We start from the raw sequence: 20,346 nt of genomic DNA, 5'->3' as shown, positions 1-20,346 counted from the left end.
CCGCCTGTATGGCGGAAGCGGGAACGACCGCCTGTTTGGCGGGGCGGGGCGGGACCGGATCGAGGGGGGAACGGGACGGGACGTGATGTCAGGCGGTGGCGATGCGGACCAGTTCGTGTTTGCGGCCAAGGCGACGGCGACCACGCTGGACCGTTGCGACGTCATCACCGACTTCGGGCGCGGCGATCGTCTGGACCTGCGTCAGATCGATGCGGATACGGACACGCGCGCGAATGACGCATTCACCTTTCACGGAATGCGGGCCGCCGACAACGGGATCTGGTACCGGACCCGCGGCGACGATGTGGTCGTCATGGCGGATGTGAACGGCGACGGACGCGCGGATCTATCCATTCTGCTGCTCGATGTCGATGGCATCACGGCCCAGCAGTTCCTGCTGTAGCGGTGCCGGGCGCACGTTGCGTCCCCGATACCGTCACAGTCCGCAAAGGCCAGCCGGATGCGGTGACATCGCTATGTCCAGTGTCTTGCCAAGATCCGGCAAAGTCGACCCGTATCCCGAGGCTTACCTGGGATGGATCGTTTTCTATGTACCATCCTTCAGTCGGGTCACGCGGCGCGCACCGGACGATGGCATGAAGGTCCTGTAAAGCGTCTTGAGCCACCCGACGGCCGGACGGGGCAACAGCAGAAGGGGGAGGGCCACGGTCCAGAACTTCACATGACTCCAGTAGTAGCGCAGCAGATAGGTCGCGACCGGCAGGACCGATACGGCTTCCGTGCTGCCTGTCTTGAGGTTGACGATGCGCGAAATCACATGCGTCCGCAGCGTTGCCGCGGCAATTGCACGACGGGTCGTCGGGCTGTCTGGAAACACGTTCCGCGCAACCTCGTCATAGGATTCAACATCGACCTTCAACCGCTTGACCCATCCGAGGCTGGTCCCGAACTGGTCGTTGTCGCTGCGATAACGCACGCAAGGCGTATGGATGATCTTCCAGCCACCGAAATGCTTCAGTGTCAGCCCGATGATATGGACCTGCGGATAGTAGTTCTGGAAACTTGCCGCTGGATAGCGTGACACGACCGTCAGCCATTGCTGCCGGTTGATGACCAGGGCCGACATGAATCCCAGATGCTCGGGAATCAGAGTGAAGACCTCCTCTGCGGTCTGCAGGTCCTGACTGGGTGGCATGTCGCGCAGCCCGACCGGCGCGCGCATATCGCTGTCGTAATCGACGACACCGACCGTCATTCCCGTGATGCCGGGAGAGGTCTCCAACGCGGCACGGACCCGGTCGAGACCGCCCGGTTCCAGACGGTCATCATCCCCCATCAGCCAGATGAAGTCGCCTGAGGCATGTTCGACGGCGGACAGGAAGTTTTCAAACAGACCCAGGTTCGTCGGCTGCCGGATGTATGTGAAGTGCGCGAACCGCTGCCGGTAGGGCTCCATCGCGGCAGACGGGTCATCCGGCGATGCGTCGTCACAGACAACGACTTCCACGTCGCCGGGCGCTTGTGCCAGAATGGAATCGAGCAACTCGCACAGATATGTGGTGCGGTTATAACTCGGGATGCAGATGGACAGCCTGGCCATTGTATTTCCTTGGCAAGAGCGACCTGCATTCTGCCCATCCTCGGACCGTCGGAAAGCCGGATATGCCTCCGGTGTCGAATGCACCGCTGGTCACGAAAACGATAAAAACAGTGTTCTGGTCTAGATCAAACGCAAATAGATCGTTTCTGGTTCCATGCCATCGATCCCGACTTTCACATCGGGATTGGGACATCATGATCGGGGGTGCGATCTCACCGCCCCCCGGTCGTCATGTCTCATGCGGATCCGCAGGACGCCACGACAGCCCTCAGGCAGTCCTGGCGAAGTAATCGAGCGCTGTATTGATCACATCGTCGATCTGCGGTCCAAGATCATGAAACAAGGGCAGGCGCACCTGCGTCTGGCTGATGCGTTGCGTGACATCCATCGAGCCCGACGTCCGCCCATAGCGTTGACCCGCAGGGGAGTCGTGCAGCGGGACGTAGTGGAACGGCGTCACGATGCCCCGGTTGCGCATATGCGTGATGAAGTCGGTGCGATCCTCCAGATCTCGCAGCAGGAGGTAGAAGATATGACCGTTGCCGGTCGTATCGTCAGGGATCTTCGTGCGGGACAGCCGGCCAGCCCGCTCGAGGGGAGCGAAGGCCTCCATGTAGCGATCGAACAGGGCCAGACGACGAGACGTGATCATGTCCAGATTTTCCAGCTGAGCATAGAGGAACGCGGCGATCAGCTCGCTTGGCAGGTAGGACGATCCGACATCGACCCATGTATACTTGTCCACCTGACCACGGAAGAAGCGGGATCGGTTCGTGCCCTTTTCGCGGATGATCTCGGCCCGGTCGTACAGATCGGGGCGCATGATCGTCAGAGCGCCGCCTTCTCCACTGACAACGTTCTTCGTCTCGTGAAAGCTGAAGGTGGCCATGTCACCCAGCGAACCGCTGGGGCGCCCCTTGTACAGCGACCCCAGAGCCTGGGCGGCATCCTCGACCAGCAGGCAGCCAGCAGGCACGGTGATCTGCGCCAATGCATCCATGTCGGCGGGAAATCCCGCATAATGCACGGCAAAGACAGCTTTGGTTCGCGGTCCCATTGCAGCTGCGACCCGGGATGGATCGACGTTGAGGCTGTCGGGATCGATGTCGACGAAAACGGGCACAGCACCGCGCAAGACGACCGCATTCGCCGTCGACACGAAGGTGAACGACGGCATGACGACTTCGTCACCGGGTCCGAGGTCACAGAGCAGCGCGGCCATTTCCAGTGCGGCCGTGCAGGAATGCGTCAGAAGTGCCTTGTTCGCGCCGGTCCGTTCCGCAATCAGAGCATTGCATTTGTGCGTGAAGGAGCCGTCACCGGCCAGATGACCGCGACGGATCGCATCCTCCAGATAGGCGATTTCATTTCCAACGGGGGCCGGACGATTGAACGGGATCTGGTTGGTGGACGTATATTGGGCGGTTTGCAGTTTCAGATCAACCAATACCACGGAAGGCTCCCATCTTGTACACGGAAAACAGATTCTTGAACTATTTAAATATCAGATTTATCAGAACTACGTAGGAAGCCCCTTCTCTCCAAGGTTTAAATGACGGGAAATGCGGAACAGTCTGTTTCTGCTTCCAGGCTCAGGACCCATTTATAGGGTTGAGGCTGCGAGGCTTGCACGCTTCACCCACCCGGGTCCAAAGGGAGCACGGCGAGCAATCTGCATTTGCCGAGCGCGGCTCAGATGTAGCGACTGAGGTCCTATTTCCCGAAGGGCCATGGCGTCCCACGCGTCGATGACCGGCAGGTCCTCAGCGGCATTATCATTATCAACCGCAACGGTTTGCGCTGGCGTGACGGTGAGGGCGTGAACGCCATTGGTTCAAGAGAATGCCCAAACCGGAAGTATGGGCCGCACGAGACGCTCTGCAACCGATGGAAACGGTGGAATGATAGGGGCGTGTTCGCCAGGATCATGACGGGCCTGGCGGCACAGGCGCCCGACGACAAGACGATCTCCATCGACGCGACCTACCTCAAAGCACATCGCACGGCCTCGAGCCCGGGGGCAAAAAGGGCGGCGTGGACGTCTGATCCACTGCCCGGCAGGGTCTTGCGCAGCATGATCCCGAGAGGGGGCGGAAAAATAGCGGCATGAACACCAAGCTGCATGCCGTCACCGATGCGCGTGGGCGGCAGATCCGGTTCCTCATGGCGGCCGGTCAGGTCAGCGATGATACGGGGGCGAGGGCTTTGCTGCGCAGTCTTCCGACCGCGGACCGGCTCCTGGGGGACCGGGGATATGCGGCGGATTGGTTGCGCGAAGCCCTTGTCGACGAACAGATGACGCCCTGTATCCCCGGTCGGAAGCGACGCGACAAGCTCGTCGAATACGACAAGCGCCGCTACCGCAAGCCTAACCGGATCGAGTTCATGTTCGGACGATAGAAAGACTGGCGGCGTATCGCCACGCGCTGTGACCGAAGCCCCAAGGCCTTCCTTCCTGCCATCGCCCTCGCCGCAACCGTGAACTTTTGGTTGTGAGCCGAGAGCCTCGGGCTCCATCCATATGGATTTGACTACATGACCGAAATCATAGCTATGTTTCTATGGCTGTTTCAGCCCTGATGGACGTATCAAAGAAGATGAGCCTGAAGAGTCCGCCAACGCAGTCCCGGAACGTGCGATGGTTAGATATGCTGCGAAGCCTTGCCCGCAAGCCAGTGCGAGGCCATGATCTCAGGTACCGTGCGGGGGCGGTGGCGCATGTCGTCCTGCATGCTGGCCGCTGGCTGTGGCATAAGGTTGGTTTGGGTTCCGGGGCCATGTTTCGTCGGCTGGCGCGCAGATGGAACGGTCCGCTGAAAGCCGTCTTGATGCCGCTGCGCATATTTATGCCACGCCATCTCGGTCTCGCACAGGTCGAGGCCGTCTTGACGGCCCGGACGGCGGGCTGGAGTGCGGCTGCCCCATTGTTCAGACAGATTGAGTGTCAAAGCCGCAGCCAAAGCTCCCGGCTCGCACAATCTTTGCTCGCCCCGCCCCTGACTCTGGAGGGGTTTCACCTTACGCCACCGGTTGGTGAGCGAGAGATCGATCTGCCGCTCGAGTTGGCACGGCAGATCGTCGTCTATACCACGCGGTTCGCGCGCCGCCCCTTTCTGCCACCGGTTTTGGGGCAGCCGGAAGGCCTGCGGTTCATATGCTTCACCGACGTGCCCGTCACAGTGCCAGGATGGGAGATCGTCATTATCCCCGAACCAGTTGGAGGTGATGCATTTGCAGCAATCTGTCCTCATCTGCTGTTGAAGGATGTAGCCCCGGATGCCGCATGGTCGCTTTATATCGACAGCGACCAGATACCCGTCGGAAACCTGCATACCCTGATCATGCGCTGGCTCATGCCGCAGGATATCGCAGTCTGGCGGGATCCCGTGGCCAGCGATTGGCAGGCGCGTGCCGAACGTCTGCTGCTGACCGGACTACGCTCCGTGACAGCGGTCCTGGCGCAGGTTGCGACCTGCGCGGCAGAGAACCTTCCACGAGGCCGTGGTATCAGCGACACCGCCATGATCTGGCGGCATCACGCGGATCCTGCCGTCACTCGCCAGATGGACGCGTGGTGGGCCCTGCATCGCGATAATCCCGACGGGGATCCGGGACTGTCCCTTGATCGCCTCAGGCACCACGGACACGATACGCAAGCCACTTTGACCGTGCTACCTGAAGCCCTCGGCACGTCCGAGACCAATATCTTCTTCGCTCGCAACGCGCCGGGACTTCAAGCCGTGCGCCCTCGCCGGCCCGCACCGGGACTCCGTCAGCGCAAGGTGCCCATTACGTTCCTGTATGCCGCCAAGTGGCGGGAGACGGGTGTTACCATGTTCCGAGCGATACAACTCAGCCGTATGGTGGCTTTGGCTTATCCCGATCTTTTCGACGTCACGCTGACCTCGGAGATAGATACGGTCCGCGATCAGGTCGTCATCGTCAACCGCGGGGCGATCCAGTTCAACCCGCTCGACCAACTGGCCGACCTCAAGGCGCACAACATCGCCTCGGTCAGCGACTGGTTGGATTTGCCGGTACGGCCCAAAGCCAACCCGGTCTTCGACGCGCACATGGCGATGTGTCTGCCCCAGGCCTTGGCCCTGAACCGGTCATACCCCGGGACACCCGCGTTCCATGTTACGCATCATGTCAACCCGAGCGTGCCCCATTGCAGCGGGCCGACCGACCGGCTTCGAACGGGCTATTTCGGGCGGCCTGCCAACACGTCGCGCCCCGGGAGTCTGACTGGAGTTATCGATGTTGTGGAAGTCGTCGACGCGGGTTTTACTGCGCAGGATTGGGCACGGCAGGCGCCGCTCTACAACTGTCACTGGATCGTCCGCGAGACTGATCACCTTCAGCAATGGAAGCCATTCTTGAAAGCCTTTGTGGCGGCACGCTGCGGTGCGGTCGTGATCGTCACGCGCGATGACATGAATGCCATGCACTACCTTGGTGATGACTACCCGTTCTACGCCGATAGCCTCGCACCATCCGATCTCGAAATGGCTTGGCTCAAGGCCGCATCCGCCTTTGGCGGCACGGACTGGACAAAGGCGCAGGCGATCATGCGACAGGTCAAGGCACGCAGTTCCGACCATCAGGTGATGGTCGAATTCAAGGCAATGATCGACGAGATCCTTGCCTGAACACCGCCTTGCCCGTCATCCGGCAGCCATCACGTCCAGACGTGCCAGGGTGCGGCGCCACCATCCCACATGTCCTGCAACACCTGTTTGTCGCGCAGCGTATCCATGTTCTGCCAGAATCCGTCATGGCGGTAGACCGACAACTGGCCGGTTGCTGCAAGGTGCTTCAGCGGCTCCTCCTCCCACGTGGTGGCGTCGCCGTCGATCAGATCGAAAACCGACGGCTCCAGCACAAAGAAGCCGCCATTGATCGTCTGGCCGTCAAGGACACTCTTTTCGCGAAAACCGTTCACGCGGCTTGCATCCCCTGACAGGTCCAGCGTGCCGAACCGGCCCGGTTGCTTGACGGCCGTGACCGTCGCGGCAACCCCCTGCTGACGGTGAAATGCGATCAACTTGCCAATGTCGATATCGCTGACACCATCGCCATAGGTCAGGCAGAAGGTGGCGTCGCCGATATGGGGCGCAATCCGCTTGATCCGCCCGCCGGTCATGGATTGAAGCCCCGTATCGACCAAAGTGACGCGCCAGGGCTCGGATGCGGGGCGTGCAACCTCGATGCTGTTGGTGCTGAGGTCGATGGTGAAGTCGCTGTTGCGGTGGGCGTAGTTCAGGAAATAGTCTTTGATCAGACTCCCCTTGTAACCGCAGCAGACCACAAAGTCGCTGATGCCATGGCTGGCGTAGATCTTCATGATGTGCCACAGGATCGGGCGTCCACCGATCTCGATCAGGGGTTTGGGCACGACCCCCGTTTCCTCGCTGATGCGCGTGCCATATCCACCGGCCAAAATGACTGCCTTCATATTTTGTCTCCGGCTAGGTGTGTTGTTGCTACCATCGAAAATACTGCGCGCGTCTCGCAATAACGCATAGTCAAGAGTGAAAGAAGGGGCAAATATTTTTAAATGTTTGAATTTATTGATATATTCCTCAAAGACTGCAGCGTGATGTGCCTGCTGGACTTCGGGATCACGGTCAGGCTGACCTAAGGGAAGGCCCGTCGTGCACCTTCATCGGTTCTCGGGACAGACATGGAAAGATTTTCTTTAGCGATGTCGAAGGGTTGCCGGTACAGGTGTGGCAGCAAGACTGCACATGCATGTCCGGTTTGCCGCAAGCGAGTCGCGTTTCAGTTGGGAATGTAGATATGACGCCACCGGTCATGAATGCGACGACCTTTGCAGTGTCTGCGGAGTTCTGGTCTGGCAAGCGCGTGTTCTTGACAGGACACACGGGCTTCAAGGGCAGCTGGATGCTGCACTGGCTGGATCTGCTTGGCGCCACCGTGCGTGGCTTTGCGCTGCCGCCCGATACGACACCATCCATGTTCACGCAAACCGAAGCCGGGAGGCTGTGCGACCATGTCATCGGCGATGTCCGGGATGCGGCGGCGTTGCGCGCGGCGGTCGTGGACTTCAAGCCAGATATCGTCATTCACATGGCAGCACAGCCACTTGTCCGGCGATCCTATCGGGATCCCGCCGCAACGGTGGCCACGAACGTCATGGGGACGGTCAACCTGCTGGAGGCCGTGCGGGCCTGCGACAGCGTTGGATCGGTTGTCATCGTCACGACCGACAAATGCTATGTGAACAACGAATGGGCCTTCGCCTACCGCGAGAACGACCGCCTCGGCGGCAAGGACCCCTACAGTGCCTCCAAGGCCTGCACCGAGATCATCACGCAATCCTGGCGCGACTCTTTCTTTGCGGTGGATACGCCCCTGTCGCGCCGGTTGCCGGTGGCCTCGGCACGCGCCGGCAACGTTTTCGGCGGTGGGGATTATTCTGAAGACCGACTGATCCCCGACGCCGTGCGCGCCTTTACGTCTGGCAATCCGCTGGTGATCCGCGCACCCGCTGCGGTACGGCCTTGGCAGCACTGTCTGGACCCGATCGCCGGCTATCTGTATCTCGCGCGCGCCTGTTTCGAGGACGGGACGGACCTTGCCGCCGCCTACAACTTCGGCCCTTCTGCAGACCAGATGCCGTCGGTCGGGGATCTTGCCACGGTATTCGCCGACCAGTGGGGTGACGGGGCGACGTGGCAGCACCAGCCGGGCGATGCGCATCTGAAGGAGGCAGGGCTTCTGCTGCTGGATTCGAGTTTGGCGCAACGCACGTTGGGCTGGCGGCAGGCAAGCGACCTGCAGACCGGGCTGGCGGCAACGGCGGTGTGGTATCGCGCGGCCGCAGCAGGCGCGTCACCTGCAAAACTTGCCGATCTGACACGCGCCCAGATCGCAGACCTTACCGACGGCGCAGGTTCAGCGACGTCTTCTCACATACAGGGGCCGGCAGATGCACTTTCATCCCACTAGTCTGACGGATGCGGTCCTGCTGACGCCGGACATGCACGACGACGCACGCGGCCATTTCGCGCGCCTGTTTTGCGAAACAGAGATGGCAAATGCGGGGCTGGAAACCCGCTTTCCACAACACAACCATTCGTTCAACCATCGCAAGGGAACGCTGCGCGGAATGCACTTTCAGCGCAGCCCACATGCGGAAGTGAAGGTGGTGCGGTGTACCCGTGGTGCAATTCGGGACGTCATCGTCGATCTGCGCCCGGACTCGCCCAGCTATATGCGGTGGGATGCGTTCGAACTGACCGAGGACAATGGCCACCAGCTCTATGTTCCACGTGGTTTCGCGCATGGCTACCTCACGTTGCTGGACGCAAGCGCTGTCGCCTATCTCGTTTCCACTCCCTATACCCCAGCAGCTGAAGGCGGTGTCCGCTGGAACGATCCGGCCTTCGGCATAGACTGGGGATCCGAGATCGTGGAGATTTCGGACAAGGATGCGGGCTGGCCAGACTATAAGGCGCCGCACAAGGAGCAAGACTAATGCACATTGTTGATACTGCGCTGGCCGCACGAGCCGAAGCGGGACGTCCTTTGCGGTTCGGGATGATCGGTGCCGGCTACATGGGTCGCGGCATCGCCAATCAGGTCCTCAACTACATGCCGGGGATGCAACTGTCAGCGATCTGCAACCGCAGTCTACCGGCGGCCATCGCCGCCTATACGGATCATGGCGTCCCGCGCGACCGCATCGTCGTGGTGGAGACGGCAGACCGTCTGGAAGATGCGCTGCGCAACGGATGCTTTGCCGTCACCACGGATCCGGCAGTCCTGTGTGACGCGCCGAGCCTTGAGGGGCTGGTTGAGGCGACGGGACATGTGGAACACGGCGCACACGTGACGATGCAGGCGATCTTGCGCGGCAAGCACATGGTGCTGATGAACGCCGAACTTGATGCGACCGTCGGGCCGTTGTTGCGACACAAGGCCGATGCCGCAGGCGTTATCCTCAGCGGATGCGACGGAGATCAGCCCGGTGTGCAGCTGAACCTCGTACGCTTTGTGCAGAGTATCGGTCTTGTTCCGCGTGTCTGCGGCAACATCAAAGGGTTGCAGGACAGGTATCGCACCCCCGAAACTCAGGCTGCCTATGCACGTCAATGGGGGCAGACCGCACATATGGTTACCAGCTTCGCGGATGGCACGAAGATTTCCTTCGAGCAGGCGATCGTTGCCAATGCGACGGGAATGCAGGTGGCGCAGCGTGGCATGATCGGAATAGAGCATCGTGGCCATGTCGACGACATGACAGGCCTGTATGACCTCGACCAGTTGCGCGCGCTTGGCGGTATCGTGGATTATGTCGTGGGCGGGTTGCCGTCACCGGGGGTCTACGTCTTTGCCGAGGCACAGGACAAGGTTCAGGCGCATTATCTGAACTATGGCAAGCTCGGCACCGGGCCGCTCTACAGCTTCTACATCCCCTATCACCTCATGGTCTTCGAGGTCCCCCTGTCGGTGGCACGCGTGGTGCTCTTGGGCGACCGGGTAATCGCGCCGAAGGGGGGACCCGTGGTGGACGTGGTTGCGGTGGCCAAATGCGATCTGTCGGAAGGCACGGTGCTCGACGGGATCGGTGGCTTCCACACATATGGGGTGTGTGAGAATTACCGGGTTTCGCGTGCGGAAAATCTGCTGCCGATGGGGATTACAGCGTCTGCGCGGCTGAAACGCAGCGTGCACAAGGATCAGGTACTGACCTATGCGGATGTCGAGCTTCCCAGTGGCAGTCTTGCGTGCAGTCTGCGGGCCGAACAAGACGGGATGTTCCACCCCTGAGCGGGGGCGCATCATCTGCATGCGTGACGTGATTTTCCTATGCCCCGCCATCAGGGATCACGACGGCGGATAGGGCATGGTCTGGTGCATCGGCACACCGCGGAACCTGAGGTATGTGGTCTGTGGGTTTAAACTGACGTTGCCCCCACCACCTAATCCAGTTTGAGATAGACTCTGGCCCAACCGAAAGGACCAGGGACGGTAATCCTCACCAAAACGAAGGGGATGCGGACGTAGGATTTTCTCAGCAAGGTACCTGATGATGGAGTGTCCCCATCGGGTGGTCCAGTTTGAATGTTAGTGCATGGTCGGTCGTTGGTCGATCGGGACGATGCTTTTGGGCGCTGGCGGCCGATAGCCCAAAGCGCTGTGGGGCCTGACCGTGTTGTAGTGACGCCGCCAGCGTTCGATCAGGATCTGGGCCTCGCGTAACGTGGTGAAGGCCTCGCCGTTGAGCAGCTCATCCCGGAAGCGGGCGTTGAAGCTCTCGCAGTATCCGTTCTCCTACGGTGAGCCTGGGGTGATGAATGCGGTTTTTGCCCCATGGCACCGATCCAGGCGCGGACCTTCTTGGCGATGAATTCTGCGCCATTGTCCGACCTTATGTATTCCGGCAGGCCGCGCAGGATGAACAGATCCGTCAAAGCATCGATCACGTCCGTTTGTCAAACGACATCAGGAACTGACCCCTCGGCGTCACGAGGAACTGACCCCCTCCATTCTGGGCTGAACATTGGTTTTGTCTTGCGCCGGAGCGGCCTTCTGCAGAAGGCCGCTCCGGCGCTTTTCGCGCAGTCGGTAGCTCTCGCCGCGGATGGTGACGACATGGCTGTGGTGCAGCATCCGGTCGAGGATCGCGGTGGCAACCACGGGGTCGCCGAAGACGGTGCCCCATTCACCTACCGCCCGGTTCGAGGTCACCAGCATGGCGCCGCGTTCGTAGCGGCGGCTGACGAGCTGGAAGAACAGGTGGGCGGCATCGGGCTCGAAGGGGAGGTAGCCGAGCTCATCGATGATCAGCAGCTTCGGCTTGGCGTAATGGGTGAGCTTTTCCTCCAGCCGCCCTTCGATGTGGGCCTTGGCCAGCGTCGCGACCAGGGTTGTCGCAGGGACGAACAGCACTTTGTAGCCGGCGACGATGGCTTCGCGACCGATGGCAACGGCCAGATGGGTCTTCCCGACACCGGGAGGCCCCAAGAGCAGCACAGCCTCGCCGTTGGCGATGAACCGTCCGGTGGCTAGGTCACGGACCTGGCCGCGGTCGATCGAGGGCTGCGCGGCGAAGTCGAACCCGGCGAGGTCCCGGTGGAACGGGAAGCGGGCAAGGCCGAAGCTCATCTCGATCCTCCGCTGATCCTTTCGGGCGATCTCGCGTTCGCACAGCATGGTCAGCGCTTCGCGGATTGTCAGCTCTCGCCGCCCGGCTTCATCAAGGAGACTGTCGAGCTGATCCCGGATGGCTGTCAGCTTCAGGCGCGTCAGCATCCGGTCCAGGTGGTCGGGAAGATCGGGTAGCATTACCAGGATCCTCCCGCGACAGCATCATACTCGCTCAGCGGCCGCAGCAGCGTCGGCACCTCCGGCATCGGACAGACGGCCCTGCGGCGGCCGATCCCGGCAAAATGGGCAGGATCGGCGACACGCCCATGGCGACCGCTGCGCAACGCATGGCGCGCGACATCCTGCCCGGCATGCTGGACGCGCAGGTCCGGGCCCGCCACGATCACCGTCACCCGCTCGCCGATCAGCGTCCAGGGCACGGAATAAGCATTGCCGTCGACTTCGACGGAACAGTCCGAGGTCACCTTCCGCACCAGCTCGCGGCTCGCCAGGAAGGGCGGGATCCCGGCGGCTGGCCGCAAGGCATGCGCCTCGTCCCGATCGAACCGCAAACGCGGCGCCTCGCCGGTCGTGCCGTGAAGCCGGATGTCCGCCACTTCGCGGGTCCAGGCGTCCAGGTGTGCCTCGAGTGCGGCGAAGCTCTCGAACCGCCGACCGGCAACCGCGTTCTTCTTCACATAGCCGACGCCACGCTCATCCTTGCCCTTCGTCCGGGCCCGGTAAGGCGCGCAGGCCTTCACCTTGAAGCCGCAATGCCGCGCGAAGGCATGCAGCTTGGGATTCACCACCACCTCGCGCGAGACCGGATCATGGTGCTGGATCAGTGCCCGGGCGTTGTCGAGCAGCACCTCCTCGGGCATGCCCCCGAAGGCCCCGAAGCAGCTTTCCATGCCATCGAACCAGTGCTCCTGGCGCGCGCCCCGGTAGGCCCGGGCATGCAGCCTGCGCGAATAGCCGAGCGTCGCGACAAAGAAGAAAACCTTCTCCATTTGGTTCCCGATCGCGACTCGCCGCTCCCCGAAGTCGATTTGCAACTGCTGACCGGGCCGCGTCTCGAAACGCACCGTCGCGCAGGCCTCGGCACGCAGCTCCTGGCGCAGGTGGGCGACTGCGCGCTCGATCGTGCGCAGGCTCACCGCAATCCCGAGCTCCGCCGCTAGTTCCTGCCGGACCACATCGGCATTGCCAGCATGGCGGCGGAACCGCTCGCCCAGCCACGCCTCAAGGCCATCGAGCGCCCGGGGCCGCTGCTGGGCCTTCGCCGCGCACCAGCCGCCCTCCGCCAGCCATCGCTTCACCGTGTTCCGGGAGCACCCCAGCTCGGCCGCGATCCGCTTGCTCCCCCAACCGCACGCCTTCAACGCAAGCATGGCTGACACTTCGTCCGGCGTCCGCATCTCGACCCTCCCCGACAGCACCGTCGGTGAAAGATCTTTCCTCAACTCGTTCATCTTGGAACCTCCTCTCTACAAGAGGGGTCAGTTCCTCATGTCGACAGGGGGCCAGTTTGCCATGTCGCCTGACAACTTGAATTCTGCCTGCGTTTGACCCGGATCACCAGCGCCTCCTTCGTGAACTCATCGATGATGTTGAGAGTGCGGAAGACTCGCCGTCGTGGGTCCGGTCCTGGACAAAGTCATAGGACCAGACATGGTTCGGGCGCTCCGGCCGCAACCGGACGCATGACCCGTCATTGAGCCAAAGTCGGCCCTTATTCGGCTGTTTTTGCGGGACGCCTCACGCCCTTCCTGCCGCCGGATCCGTTCGACCCTCTTATGGTTCACATGACAGCCGCTATTGTTCAGCAGCCCGGTGATCATGCGATACCCATAGCGGCCGAACTCTTCGGCTAACGCGGTGATGTCATCGGTCAGCCGCGCCTCGTCCGGCAGGCCACAGGGCACCTTGCGGCTTACGTCGAGCGATGCTGACCCAATGTGCGGCAAACCCGGCGCTCCGATAGGCTGAGAGTTTGCCGCACATGACCAATGCACTGCCTGCGGCGGGAAGGGCTCAGTAGTTTCCCCGTGCAGCCTCGGCCAGGATCATCTTGTCCAGCGTCAGATCCGACACGGCACGTCTGAGCCGGGTATTCTCAGCCTCCAGCTCTTTCAGCCGCTTGAGCTGATCACGGCTCATGCCGCGCTCGCCATTGTCCTCGGACCAATGGCGGACATGGCTCGCTCCTTGCGCCACCGATAGTAGGTCTGAACCGTCACACCGATCTGCCGCACGGCTTCCTGAATTGATTTGCCTTGCCCTTGCAGCACTTCAACTTGTCGCAGCTTCAGCACGATATCCTCGGGCTTCTCTCGCTTGCCGGCCATCTCGTCGTCCTCCTGAAAACGGGATAATTCCATCCCAAAAGGTGGACCACTTCAGTGGGGGCACTCCAGCTCATGCCGCCCAGACGGGCAAAGATCAAACACGGAGTCTCGCTCACGCCGGATAAAAATTGGGGTCGCCGTCAGAAACCTCGGCAGCCGCATCGGCCGCAATGGCCACATGCACCAAGGCAAGGCCTGCATCGCATTCCACGAGAGATATGGGAAGTACGAAGGGGGTTCCGGGCACGCCGGAGGGCGTGTTACGTCCATGGCCAGCCATGATGATCTCTTTACGATCATTGAGGTTCGCGCGGGGCAGGAACTCCACTGCTTGCCTCCGTGTAAACATGATTAATTATTGTAATCATGAAGCACGCGGCAATCGTCATGGTAGGTCGAGGAAGGCCACGATCTACAGGGACAAAACCTGTGATGGTTCGCATGACGGACAATCTTATCGATCAGATCGACAGAACGCGGATGCTTCAGCCTGACCTTCCGACGCGGCCAAAGATGATCCGCAGGATGCTCGAAGAGTGGCTGGCGCAACATGAAGGTGTTGCGCAGAACGATTGACCGCTGCCGGACGAACGGCACTCCTCGAAAGGAGCACCGGCGACAAGGAGTGGACTTTCCCCTCTGCCGCCCTCAGGCGAAGTGGAACATGTCCGCGGACAGGTTGCCCACCTGGAAATTGGACAGCATCAGGCGGTCGTCGCCCAGATCGATGATCGTGCGGGTCGAGGATTGATAGACCCGGTCGGCCTGCGCCATCAGCGTCGCATAGCTGTCGATGTCCGCAAAGCCCTGCAACGCGATGGTGTCGCCCAGGGTATAGTCCTCGATCCGCAGGGCATTGTCGCCCTGCTGGAAGACGAAGGTATCGTTGCCGGCACCGCCCGTGACGATGTCGGATCCGGTGCCGCCCCACAGCCTGTCGTCGCCAGCGCCGCCGAACAGCTGGTCATTGCCCGCGTCGCCGGTCAGCATGTCGTGGCCCATGCCGCCATAGAGCCGGTCCAGCCCCGCACCGCCGCGCATGATGCTGTCGCCGTCACCGCCGACGATGTAGTTGTCGCGCCCGTTGCCGGTGACCGAGAACGTGGCCTGCCCCAGGAAATAGGCCCGCAGCGCCGCGTCGCCCAGGACGAAGTTGCCGCTGATCCCCGCGCCGCCGCGGATGTGCAGGCTGTCCACGGTCAACGTGGTCGTGGCCGCCAGCGCCGCCTGATCCAGGATGTCGATGCCCTTGTTGGTGGACAGGCTGGCCATCCCTGCGTCGAAGGCGGCAAAGCTCGACAGCTTCTGGGTGAAGTCGCGCGAGTTGTAGGTGTCGATCAGCGGCGTGGCCTTGGTCACGGTCAGGTCGAAACTGATCAGCCCGCCATCCAGATCGTAGTCGTTGGCATAGACGAAGACCTTGTAGGTGCCGGCACTGCCGAAACCGGGGCGCAGCACGATCTCGTCGGTGGCCTGATCCTCGAAGGTCAGCTGCACGGCGCGGCGGCTGAGGTAGCTGTAGTAGAACAGCGCGTCGCCGTCCGCATCGCTGAAGTAATCCGCGACATGCACCCGCAGCTCCTGTCCTTCGACAACGGTCAGGCTGCCCACGGTGCCGGTGACGAGGGAGGTGGGGGCGCTGTTGGGGTCCGCCACGACGCCGTTGCGCAGGTCCAGCAGCGCCTGTGCGAACCGCGTCCCAAAGGCGTTCAGGGACTGGCCGCTGAAATGCACGCCGTCGCGGTCGTTCGATCCCAGCCCGGCCGAGCTGACGAAGCCCAGGTCGGCGTCCGTGTTGGCCAATTCCAGCATCTGATAGGCGCCGTTCTGAACGTAGTTGGCGCTTTCGCGGCTCAGCTCGCCCATCAGGATGTCCAGATCGTCCGGCGCCCAGCCGGTGGCGCGCACCTGCGCGATCAGCTCCTGCACATAACCCGCATAGACGCTGGTCTTGAGGGGGTAGTCGCTTTCGCCTTGCAGCCAGATGAAGGCATCGGCGCTGGCCTGACCCACATGCGCCAGCGCCTGTGTCACGTCGTCCGACAGCGCGGCCCAGTTGTGGCCCAGCTGGGTATCCAGCCACGTGTCGATGCGCGATCCGCTGACCGCGCGGTTCACCACCAGGACGGGGCGGTCCAGCGCCTCGGTCAACTCCACCGCCATGGGGAAGTAGAGGTTGTTGCGCGCACTCGCCCCTTCGCGGCCCGTGGCGGGGACGCTGCCGTAGTCGCCTGCGACGATGCGATCGTTCAGCCAGTCGTAGGCCATCACGTCGCCGTTCATGATGTAGTCGCCGGTCTTGCTGGACCCCACCATGTTGGACTGACCGCCCGCCACCAGCACGAAGTAGTCCGGCGAATACCAGCGCCCTGCTGCATCCTGAAACTTGAAGTTCTCGTGGGGCGGCTCGCCGTCGCGCAGGCGGTAGGCGACCTCGCCCACCATGATCTCGGCGGGCGGCGGGGGCGGGGGCTGCACGAAGACGACGCGTTCGGGTGTCAGATCCGCCAGTGTCGTGTCGCGCAGCTGGATCTGCGCCTCGCCGATGCGGATGATGGTGTTGGCACCGGATTCGTACACCTTGCCGCCCGCGGCCACCACGTCGGCAAGGCTGGTCAGCCCGCCGTGGCCGACAATGCGGATGGTATCCTCGGGGGTGAAATCGAAGACGATCGTGTTCTGGTCCGCATCCACGTGCAGCTCCAGCACGTCGGCACCCGCACCCGACCACAGCCGGTTCATGCCCTGATCCGAGATCAGCAGATCGGTGCCGGAGCCGCCGAACAGCTGGTCACGCCCGGCCCCCGCGATCAGCACATCGTCGCCACCCCCGCCATAGAGCAGGTCGTCGCCGCCGCCGCCATCAATCGTCTCTGCGCCGGCCCCGCCGTTGATCCGGTCGCGGGCGGCACCGCCGAAAAAGTCGTTGCCGATGTCGTTGCCGTGGATCGTGGTGTCCGGGCCTTCGGCCTGCACCACCGCGGTGGCACCGGCGGCCAGCGTGAACGTGCCCACACCCGCGGCGATCTGCACCGTCACCGGCGCGCCGGTGTTCTGCAGGGTCACGTTGTTGACCGCGATCGTGAAGATGTCAGTGGCGACATGATCCGACACGTCGAGGGTGTCGCCGGCGATCAGGTTCTTCAGCGCCAGCACGAGATCCGTATAGGTCTGGACGGCCGCGCCGGCACGTCTGATCAGGATGGGCATGATGGTCGGTCCTCACAAACATGGCGATTGTTAAAATATGACTAAATTGTGGCTCCAAAGGATAAGTGCCAATTACGGCTCCGAGTCTACACTGGAGTTGCCCCGTCCGAAGGGCAGCGGTGCGTCGGATGGGCATCCCGACATGCGTCGTGCGGTGACGCAAGGGCAATCGGCCCCCGATGCGCCGATGATCGCGCCCCCGGCACGCGCAGCGCAGGGCGGTTCAGCGCACTCATGACGAGGCCGGAGATGACAGGTTTAATCAAATAGATTCAATATGATGAAAAGTTCGACGGGAACCGGAGGTGATGCGCCGGTGCACGGGTAAACAGGCCCTTGGGCCGACGGGGTCAGGTCGAAGCGTCTGCGATGCGGGCCTGTCGCGCTTTTACTGACCGACCCGTGTTACGAATTGGGAAACAGATTGTGAACGGGTCGAGGTGTAGTGACTCAGACACACAGGCCATCGGCGGCAACGTTGTCGTTCATCGCCGATTTCAACAGCCTGCCCAACCGGCTTGCGTCGTCAACGCACCAACCTCATGTCTTCCGACTGACGCAGGAGAGGGCCCGCTAAGCGACACCGTCATTCGTCACATATCCCGCCATCAGGTCCGCCGCGCGACGCGCGAACCCCGGCACCCAGTCGTGCAGATGTGTGTCTGCCAACAGGGACGATAGAGTAGCCCGCGTCGTGCGCAGATTGCCCCGCCCCATCGGATAGCCCACGTCGGCACTGGGGTGGCTGCGCGGTTGGTTCCTGTAGGCATACTGGATCGTCAGTGAGGCTGCGTCCGGCATCCGGTCGAAATGCAGCGCAAGCCGGGTGGCGTCCAGCACGGTGACATCGCCCAGGACCGCCCCGGTGCGGTCCTGGATCCAGAACCCCATCAGCGTTACATCGCTGGGCGGCAGCGTGGTCACGTCCAGCACCAGCGGGTCATCCGCAGCCATTGTCAGCGTGGCGACGGCCCCTCGTGGCGAAGGGTCAAGCCGCAGGACCACGGGTCGGGGCAGGGCAGGGGCCGCTCCTCGCAGGCGGCGGGCGATGGCGCGGCCCACGTTTTCGCCCAGCAACAGTTTGCCACGGGCGGAATAGTGTGACGCATCGTACTGCGGATAGGCGTAGCCTGCGACGGCGACATCCACATTGTTGCGCAGGGCCGCAACGTCGTGGACTGCCAGCCGGTTCGGCCAGCCGTTGCCGCCCCCCGTGGCCCCGGTGCCGCTGGCCTGTACGACGGTCCAGTGGACGGCAACGTCGAGGCGGACCAGATGCCGTTCCACGTCGTCGATCAAGCTCAGGAACAGGGCTGCATACGCCTCTCGGGTCAGGCTGCGGTCGGATTCACCGTGCAGCCGGACCATGTTCACCAAACCGACCGGACAGCCGTCGGCGGCAGCGGCGGCGATGCATGCGGTCAGGCTAGCGATGAGATCGTCGAAGATGATCGCGTGGCGTCCGTCGCGGTTGCGGGAGATGCCGTCGATGTCGCTGTCGTTCTGCCGGATTCCAAGGAACCGGCGCCCGCCCCGCGCCTCTGACCGGACGATGACGCAGGCAGGTGGCTGGTGATGATCACGTTCAGCCAGATCGCTCAGCAGCCCCGCCGCGGCGGGGGCCAGCAGCGACTGGATCCCCGCCGGGGCTTGTGCGACCGGATCGAACCCTGTGATCGGCACCAGCCGTTCGAATTTTTCCATGTAGCCGCGGATCATCTTGCCGTCGCTGGGCATCATGATCGGCAGCGCGTCCTTGGTCGCAGCGGCCAGACGGGGCCTGCATCATGGACATCCGCATTGGACTGGCCGAACCCCATCAGAAGGATGCTGTGGCGGGGCGGTGGTCCCGGGTGCGTGGCATCGGCTTCCTTGGGCAGGTCATGGCAAAAGCATCGACCCCGTCCCATCACCGGCGCAGGCCAATGCCTGCGCCGGTGATGGGGCCATGCGGTCAAAGGATGCGATCGCCTCAGGCGGCGAAGGCCTTGAAGCCGACCTTCTGGCTGAGCGCCAGCTCCGACAGCAGGTCCGCCCGGCTGGCGTCGTCGAACGGCGCCCAGCGATCGGTGCCGGTGATGAATCCGCCGGCCTTCAGCCTGTCGTACATCACGCCGAAATCCACCTCGCCGAAGCTGACACGGGACGGGCGGTTGTCGGTTTCGGGAATCCAGTCCTGCACGAGGGCCGAGATCGTGACCACGTCGACGTCCTTGAACGCCTTGAACTGGCGGGCGAAGATCCGGTCCAGATCGCCGGCGCGCCGCGCGATGCAGGCGACCTTCTGACCGCTGTCGCCCACGAGACCTGTCATGTGCAGCGGCGAGCCGTCGACCGAGATGACGTAGCGGGCCGCCTTGTAGGTCGCCATCTGCGTGGCGAAACTGTCCTTCTGCGGATGATAGATGGTGTAGCCCTCATCCTCCAGCAGCGCCTCCAGCCGCTTCTCGCCCAGCAGGCTGCCACGGGCGGGCGGCAGGGCCGAGCGCGAGATGTAGATCTTCTCTGGCCCTTCCGGGGTCACGTCGCGGCCCGCGTTGGCGTTGATGAAATCGCGGAACTCCGGTGCACCCTCGATCATCTCGAACATGCCGAAGCCCTGCTGCGGCACGAACAGGGTCTCGACCCGGGTCGGATCCTCGATGTTGAGGATCTTCACGTCGACGCCGAGGGATTCCAGCATTGGCTGGTAGACCGACAGGATATGCTGCGGGCGGTTCTGGAACTTGGGCGTGAACACGATGCCGTCGATCTGCCCGCGCAGCTGGTCCAGCGCCCACAGGCGGCTGATCGATTCCACCAGGAAATGCCCGAAGTGACCGAACAGCGGCCCGGCATACATCCAGCGCCCCGGCAGGTCCGCGATGTCGGCGGCGGCGGGCATCGGGGGTTCCACGTTGACCTGCGTGCCGTTGCGCCAGGTGATCGAGCGTTCGACGAACCCGCCGTCCGCATCGAGCACGCCCGACTTCTGCACCGACCGGTTCTGGTCGCCCTTGGGCGGCGGGATCACGAGACCGCCTTCGACCCGCGTGATCTGATCGGCAATCGAGGGGCCTAGGATCGGTTGTGATGGCATCGCTGTTCACCTGTCGTGGCAATTGTCCC

Annotated in this window: 15 protein-coding genes and 3 pseudogenes; 7 read left to right on the top strand and 11 right to left on the bottom strand. The window is 62.5% G+C overall.

Translation table 11 applies throughout. The features are described from left to right. Positions 1 to 403: calcium-binding protein (locus BMX16_RS13210; RefSeq protein WP_483869198.1), on the top strand; the 403-nt coding region annotated here is incomplete at its 5' end. Between the two features lie 144 nt (positions 404 to 547). Here the strand turns inward: BMX16_RS13210 and BMX16_RS13205 are convergent. Further along, entirely contained in the window at positions 548 to 1,561 is a 1,014-nt protein-coding gene (locus BMX16_RS13205) for a glycosyltransferase family 2 protein (RefSeq protein ID WP_089904463.1), read from the bottom strand. 268 nt (positions 1,562 to 1,829) lie between these two features. Beyond that, complete coding sequence (gene rffA / locus BMX16_RS13200) at positions 1,830 to 3,014, bottom strand: dTDP-4-amino-4,6-dideoxygalactose transaminase (RefSeq protein WP_245731547.1); 1,185 nt, start codon at positions 3,012 to 3,014, stop codon at positions 1,830 to 1,832. A 252-nt stretch (positions 3,015 to 3,266) separates the two neighbouring features. Here rffA and BMX16_RS13195 point away from each other — a divergent pair. Both BMX16_RS13195 and BMX16_RS13190 read left to right on the top strand, forming a co-directional pair. Further along, positions 3,267 to 4,057 (top strand): annotated as a pseudogene (locus tag BMX16_RS13195) (IS5 family transposase). Between the two features lie 281 nt (positions 4,058 to 4,338). Then, positions 4,339 to 6,213, top strand: a complete 1,875-nt coding sequence (locus tag BMX16_RS13190) for a hypothetical protein (protein ID WP_143058033.1) — start codon at positions 4,339 to 4,341, stop codon at positions 6,211 to 6,213. Between the two features lie 29 nt (positions 6,214 to 6,242). Here the strand turns inward: BMX16_RS13190 and rfbF are convergent, their stop codons facing one another. Continuing rightward, positions 6,243 to 7,019, bottom strand: a complete 777-nt coding sequence (gene rfbF / locus BMX16_RS13185; protein WP_089904456.1) for a glucose-1-phosphate cytidylyltransferase — start codon at positions 7,017 to 7,019, stop codon at positions 6,243 to 6,245. Positions 7,020 to 7,165: 146 nt separating this feature from the next. Between rfbF and rfbG the strand changes: the two genes are divergently transcribed. The 3 genes from rfbG to BMX16_RS13170 are packed head-to-tail and all read left to right on the top strand — an operon-like array spanning position 7,166 to position 10,360. After that, the gene (gene rfbG, locus BMX16_RS13180; protein WP_143058032.1) at positions 7,166 to 8,536 is read left to right on the top strand and encodes a CDP-glucose 4,6-dehydratase; all 1,371 of its coding nucleotides are present in this window, start codon (positions 7,166 to 7,168) and stop codon (positions 8,534 to 8,536) included. Continuing rightward, the gene (gene rfbC, locus BMX16_RS13175; RefSeq protein ID WP_089904451.1) at positions 8,517 to 9,065 is read left to right on the top strand and encodes a dTDP-4-dehydrorhamnose 3,5-epimerase; all 549 of its coding nucleotides are present in this window, start codon (positions 8,517 to 8,519) and stop codon (positions 9,063 to 9,065) included. Before rfbG ends, rfbC begins: the two co-directional genes overlap by 20 nt. Continuing rightward, entirely contained in the window at positions 9,065 to 10,360 is a 1,296-nt protein-coding gene (locus BMX16_RS13170; protein WP_089904448.1) for an NAD(P)H-dependent oxidoreductase, read from the top strand. The genes rfbC and BMX16_RS13170 overlap by 1 nt, the downstream gene beginning before the upstream one ends. Before the next feature lie 297 nt (positions 10,361 to 10,657). Here BMX16_RS13170 and BMX16_RS13165 read toward each other — a convergent pair. From BMX16_RS13165 to BMX16_RS17345, 5 genes and pseudogenes are all read right to left on the bottom strand, one after another. Next, positions 10,658 to 11,019: pseudogene (locus tag BMX16_RS13165) on the bottom strand (integrase core domain-containing protein); the annotation flags it as partial. Between the two features lie 37 nt (positions 11,020 to 11,056). Then, positions 11,057 to 11,878: an IS21-like element helper ATPase IstB gene (istB, locus tag BMX16_RS13160; RefSeq protein WP_089904445.1), complete on the bottom strand. Its 822-nt coding sequence runs from the start codon at positions 11,876 to 11,878 to the stop codon at positions 11,057 to 11,059. Then, a complete protein-coding gene (gene istA / locus BMX16_RS13155; protein ID WP_425434036.1) occupies positions 11,878 to 13,152 on the bottom strand; it encodes an IS21 family transposase in 1,275 nt (424 codons plus the stop codon). The genes istB and istA overlap by 1 nt, the downstream gene beginning before the upstream one ends. A gap of 77 nt (positions 13,153 to 13,229) precedes the next feature. Continuing rightward, positions 13,230 to 14,028: pseudogene (locus BMX16_RS18010) on the bottom strand (IS3 family transposase); the annotation flags it as partial. Positions 14,029 to 14,140: 112 nt separating this feature from the next. Further along, positions 14,141 to 14,356: a hypothetical protein gene (locus BMX16_RS17345; protein ID WP_143058031.1), complete on the bottom strand. Its 216-nt coding sequence runs from the start codon at positions 14,354 to 14,356 to the stop codon at positions 14,141 to 14,143. A 113-nt stretch (positions 14,357 to 14,469) separates the two neighbouring features. On the opposite strand from BMX16_RS17345, the gene BMX16_RS18220 reads away from it, so the two are divergent. Further along, on the top strand, positions 14,470 to 14,604 hold the full coding sequence (locus tag BMX16_RS18220; protein ID WP_281242601.1) for a hypothetical protein: 135 nt from the start codon (positions 14,470 to 14,472) through the stop codon (positions 14,602 to 14,604). A 72-nt stretch (positions 14,605 to 14,676) separates the two neighbouring features. Here the strand turns inward: BMX16_RS18220 and BMX16_RS18005 are convergent, their stop codons facing one another. The 3 genes from BMX16_RS18005 to BMX16_RS13130 all read right to left on the bottom strand — a co-directional run bounded on the left by BMX16_RS18005 (position 14,677) and on the right by BMX16_RS13130 (position 20,317). Then, positions 14,677 to 17,238 carry a sialate O-acetylesterase gene (locus BMX16_RS18005; RefSeq protein ID WP_089904432.1) on the bottom strand — a complete coding sequence of 854 codons (2,562 nt, stop codon included), beginning with the start codon at positions 17,236 to 17,238 and terminating at the stop codon, positions 14,677 to 14,679. A 573-nt stretch (positions 17,239 to 17,811) separates the two neighbouring features. Next, positions 17,812 to 18,978: a hypothetical protein gene (locus tag BMX16_RS13135; RefSeq protein WP_089904427.1), complete on the bottom strand. Its 1,167-nt coding sequence runs from the start codon at positions 18,976 to 18,978 to the stop codon at positions 17,812 to 17,814. Positions 18,979 to 19,210: 232 nt separating this feature from the next. Continuing rightward, positions 19,211 to 20,317 carry a glycosyltransferase family 61 protein gene (locus BMX16_RS13130; RefSeq protein WP_089904424.1) on the bottom strand — a complete coding sequence of 369 codons (1,107 nt, stop codon included), beginning with the start codon at positions 20,315 to 20,317 and terminating at the stop codon, positions 19,211 to 19,213. Positions 20,318 to 20,346 lie beyond the last annotated feature (29 nt).

The organism is Loktanella fryxellensis, from assembly GCF_900110065.1.
In the GTDB taxonomy this organism is placed as follows: domain Bacteria; phylum Pseudomonadota; class Alphaproteobacteria; order Rhodobacterales; family Rhodobacteraceae; genus Loktanella; species Loktanella fryxellensis.
Note: the sequence above shows the minus strand (reverse complement) of the source record. Positions and strands in the feature narration are given on the sequence as shown.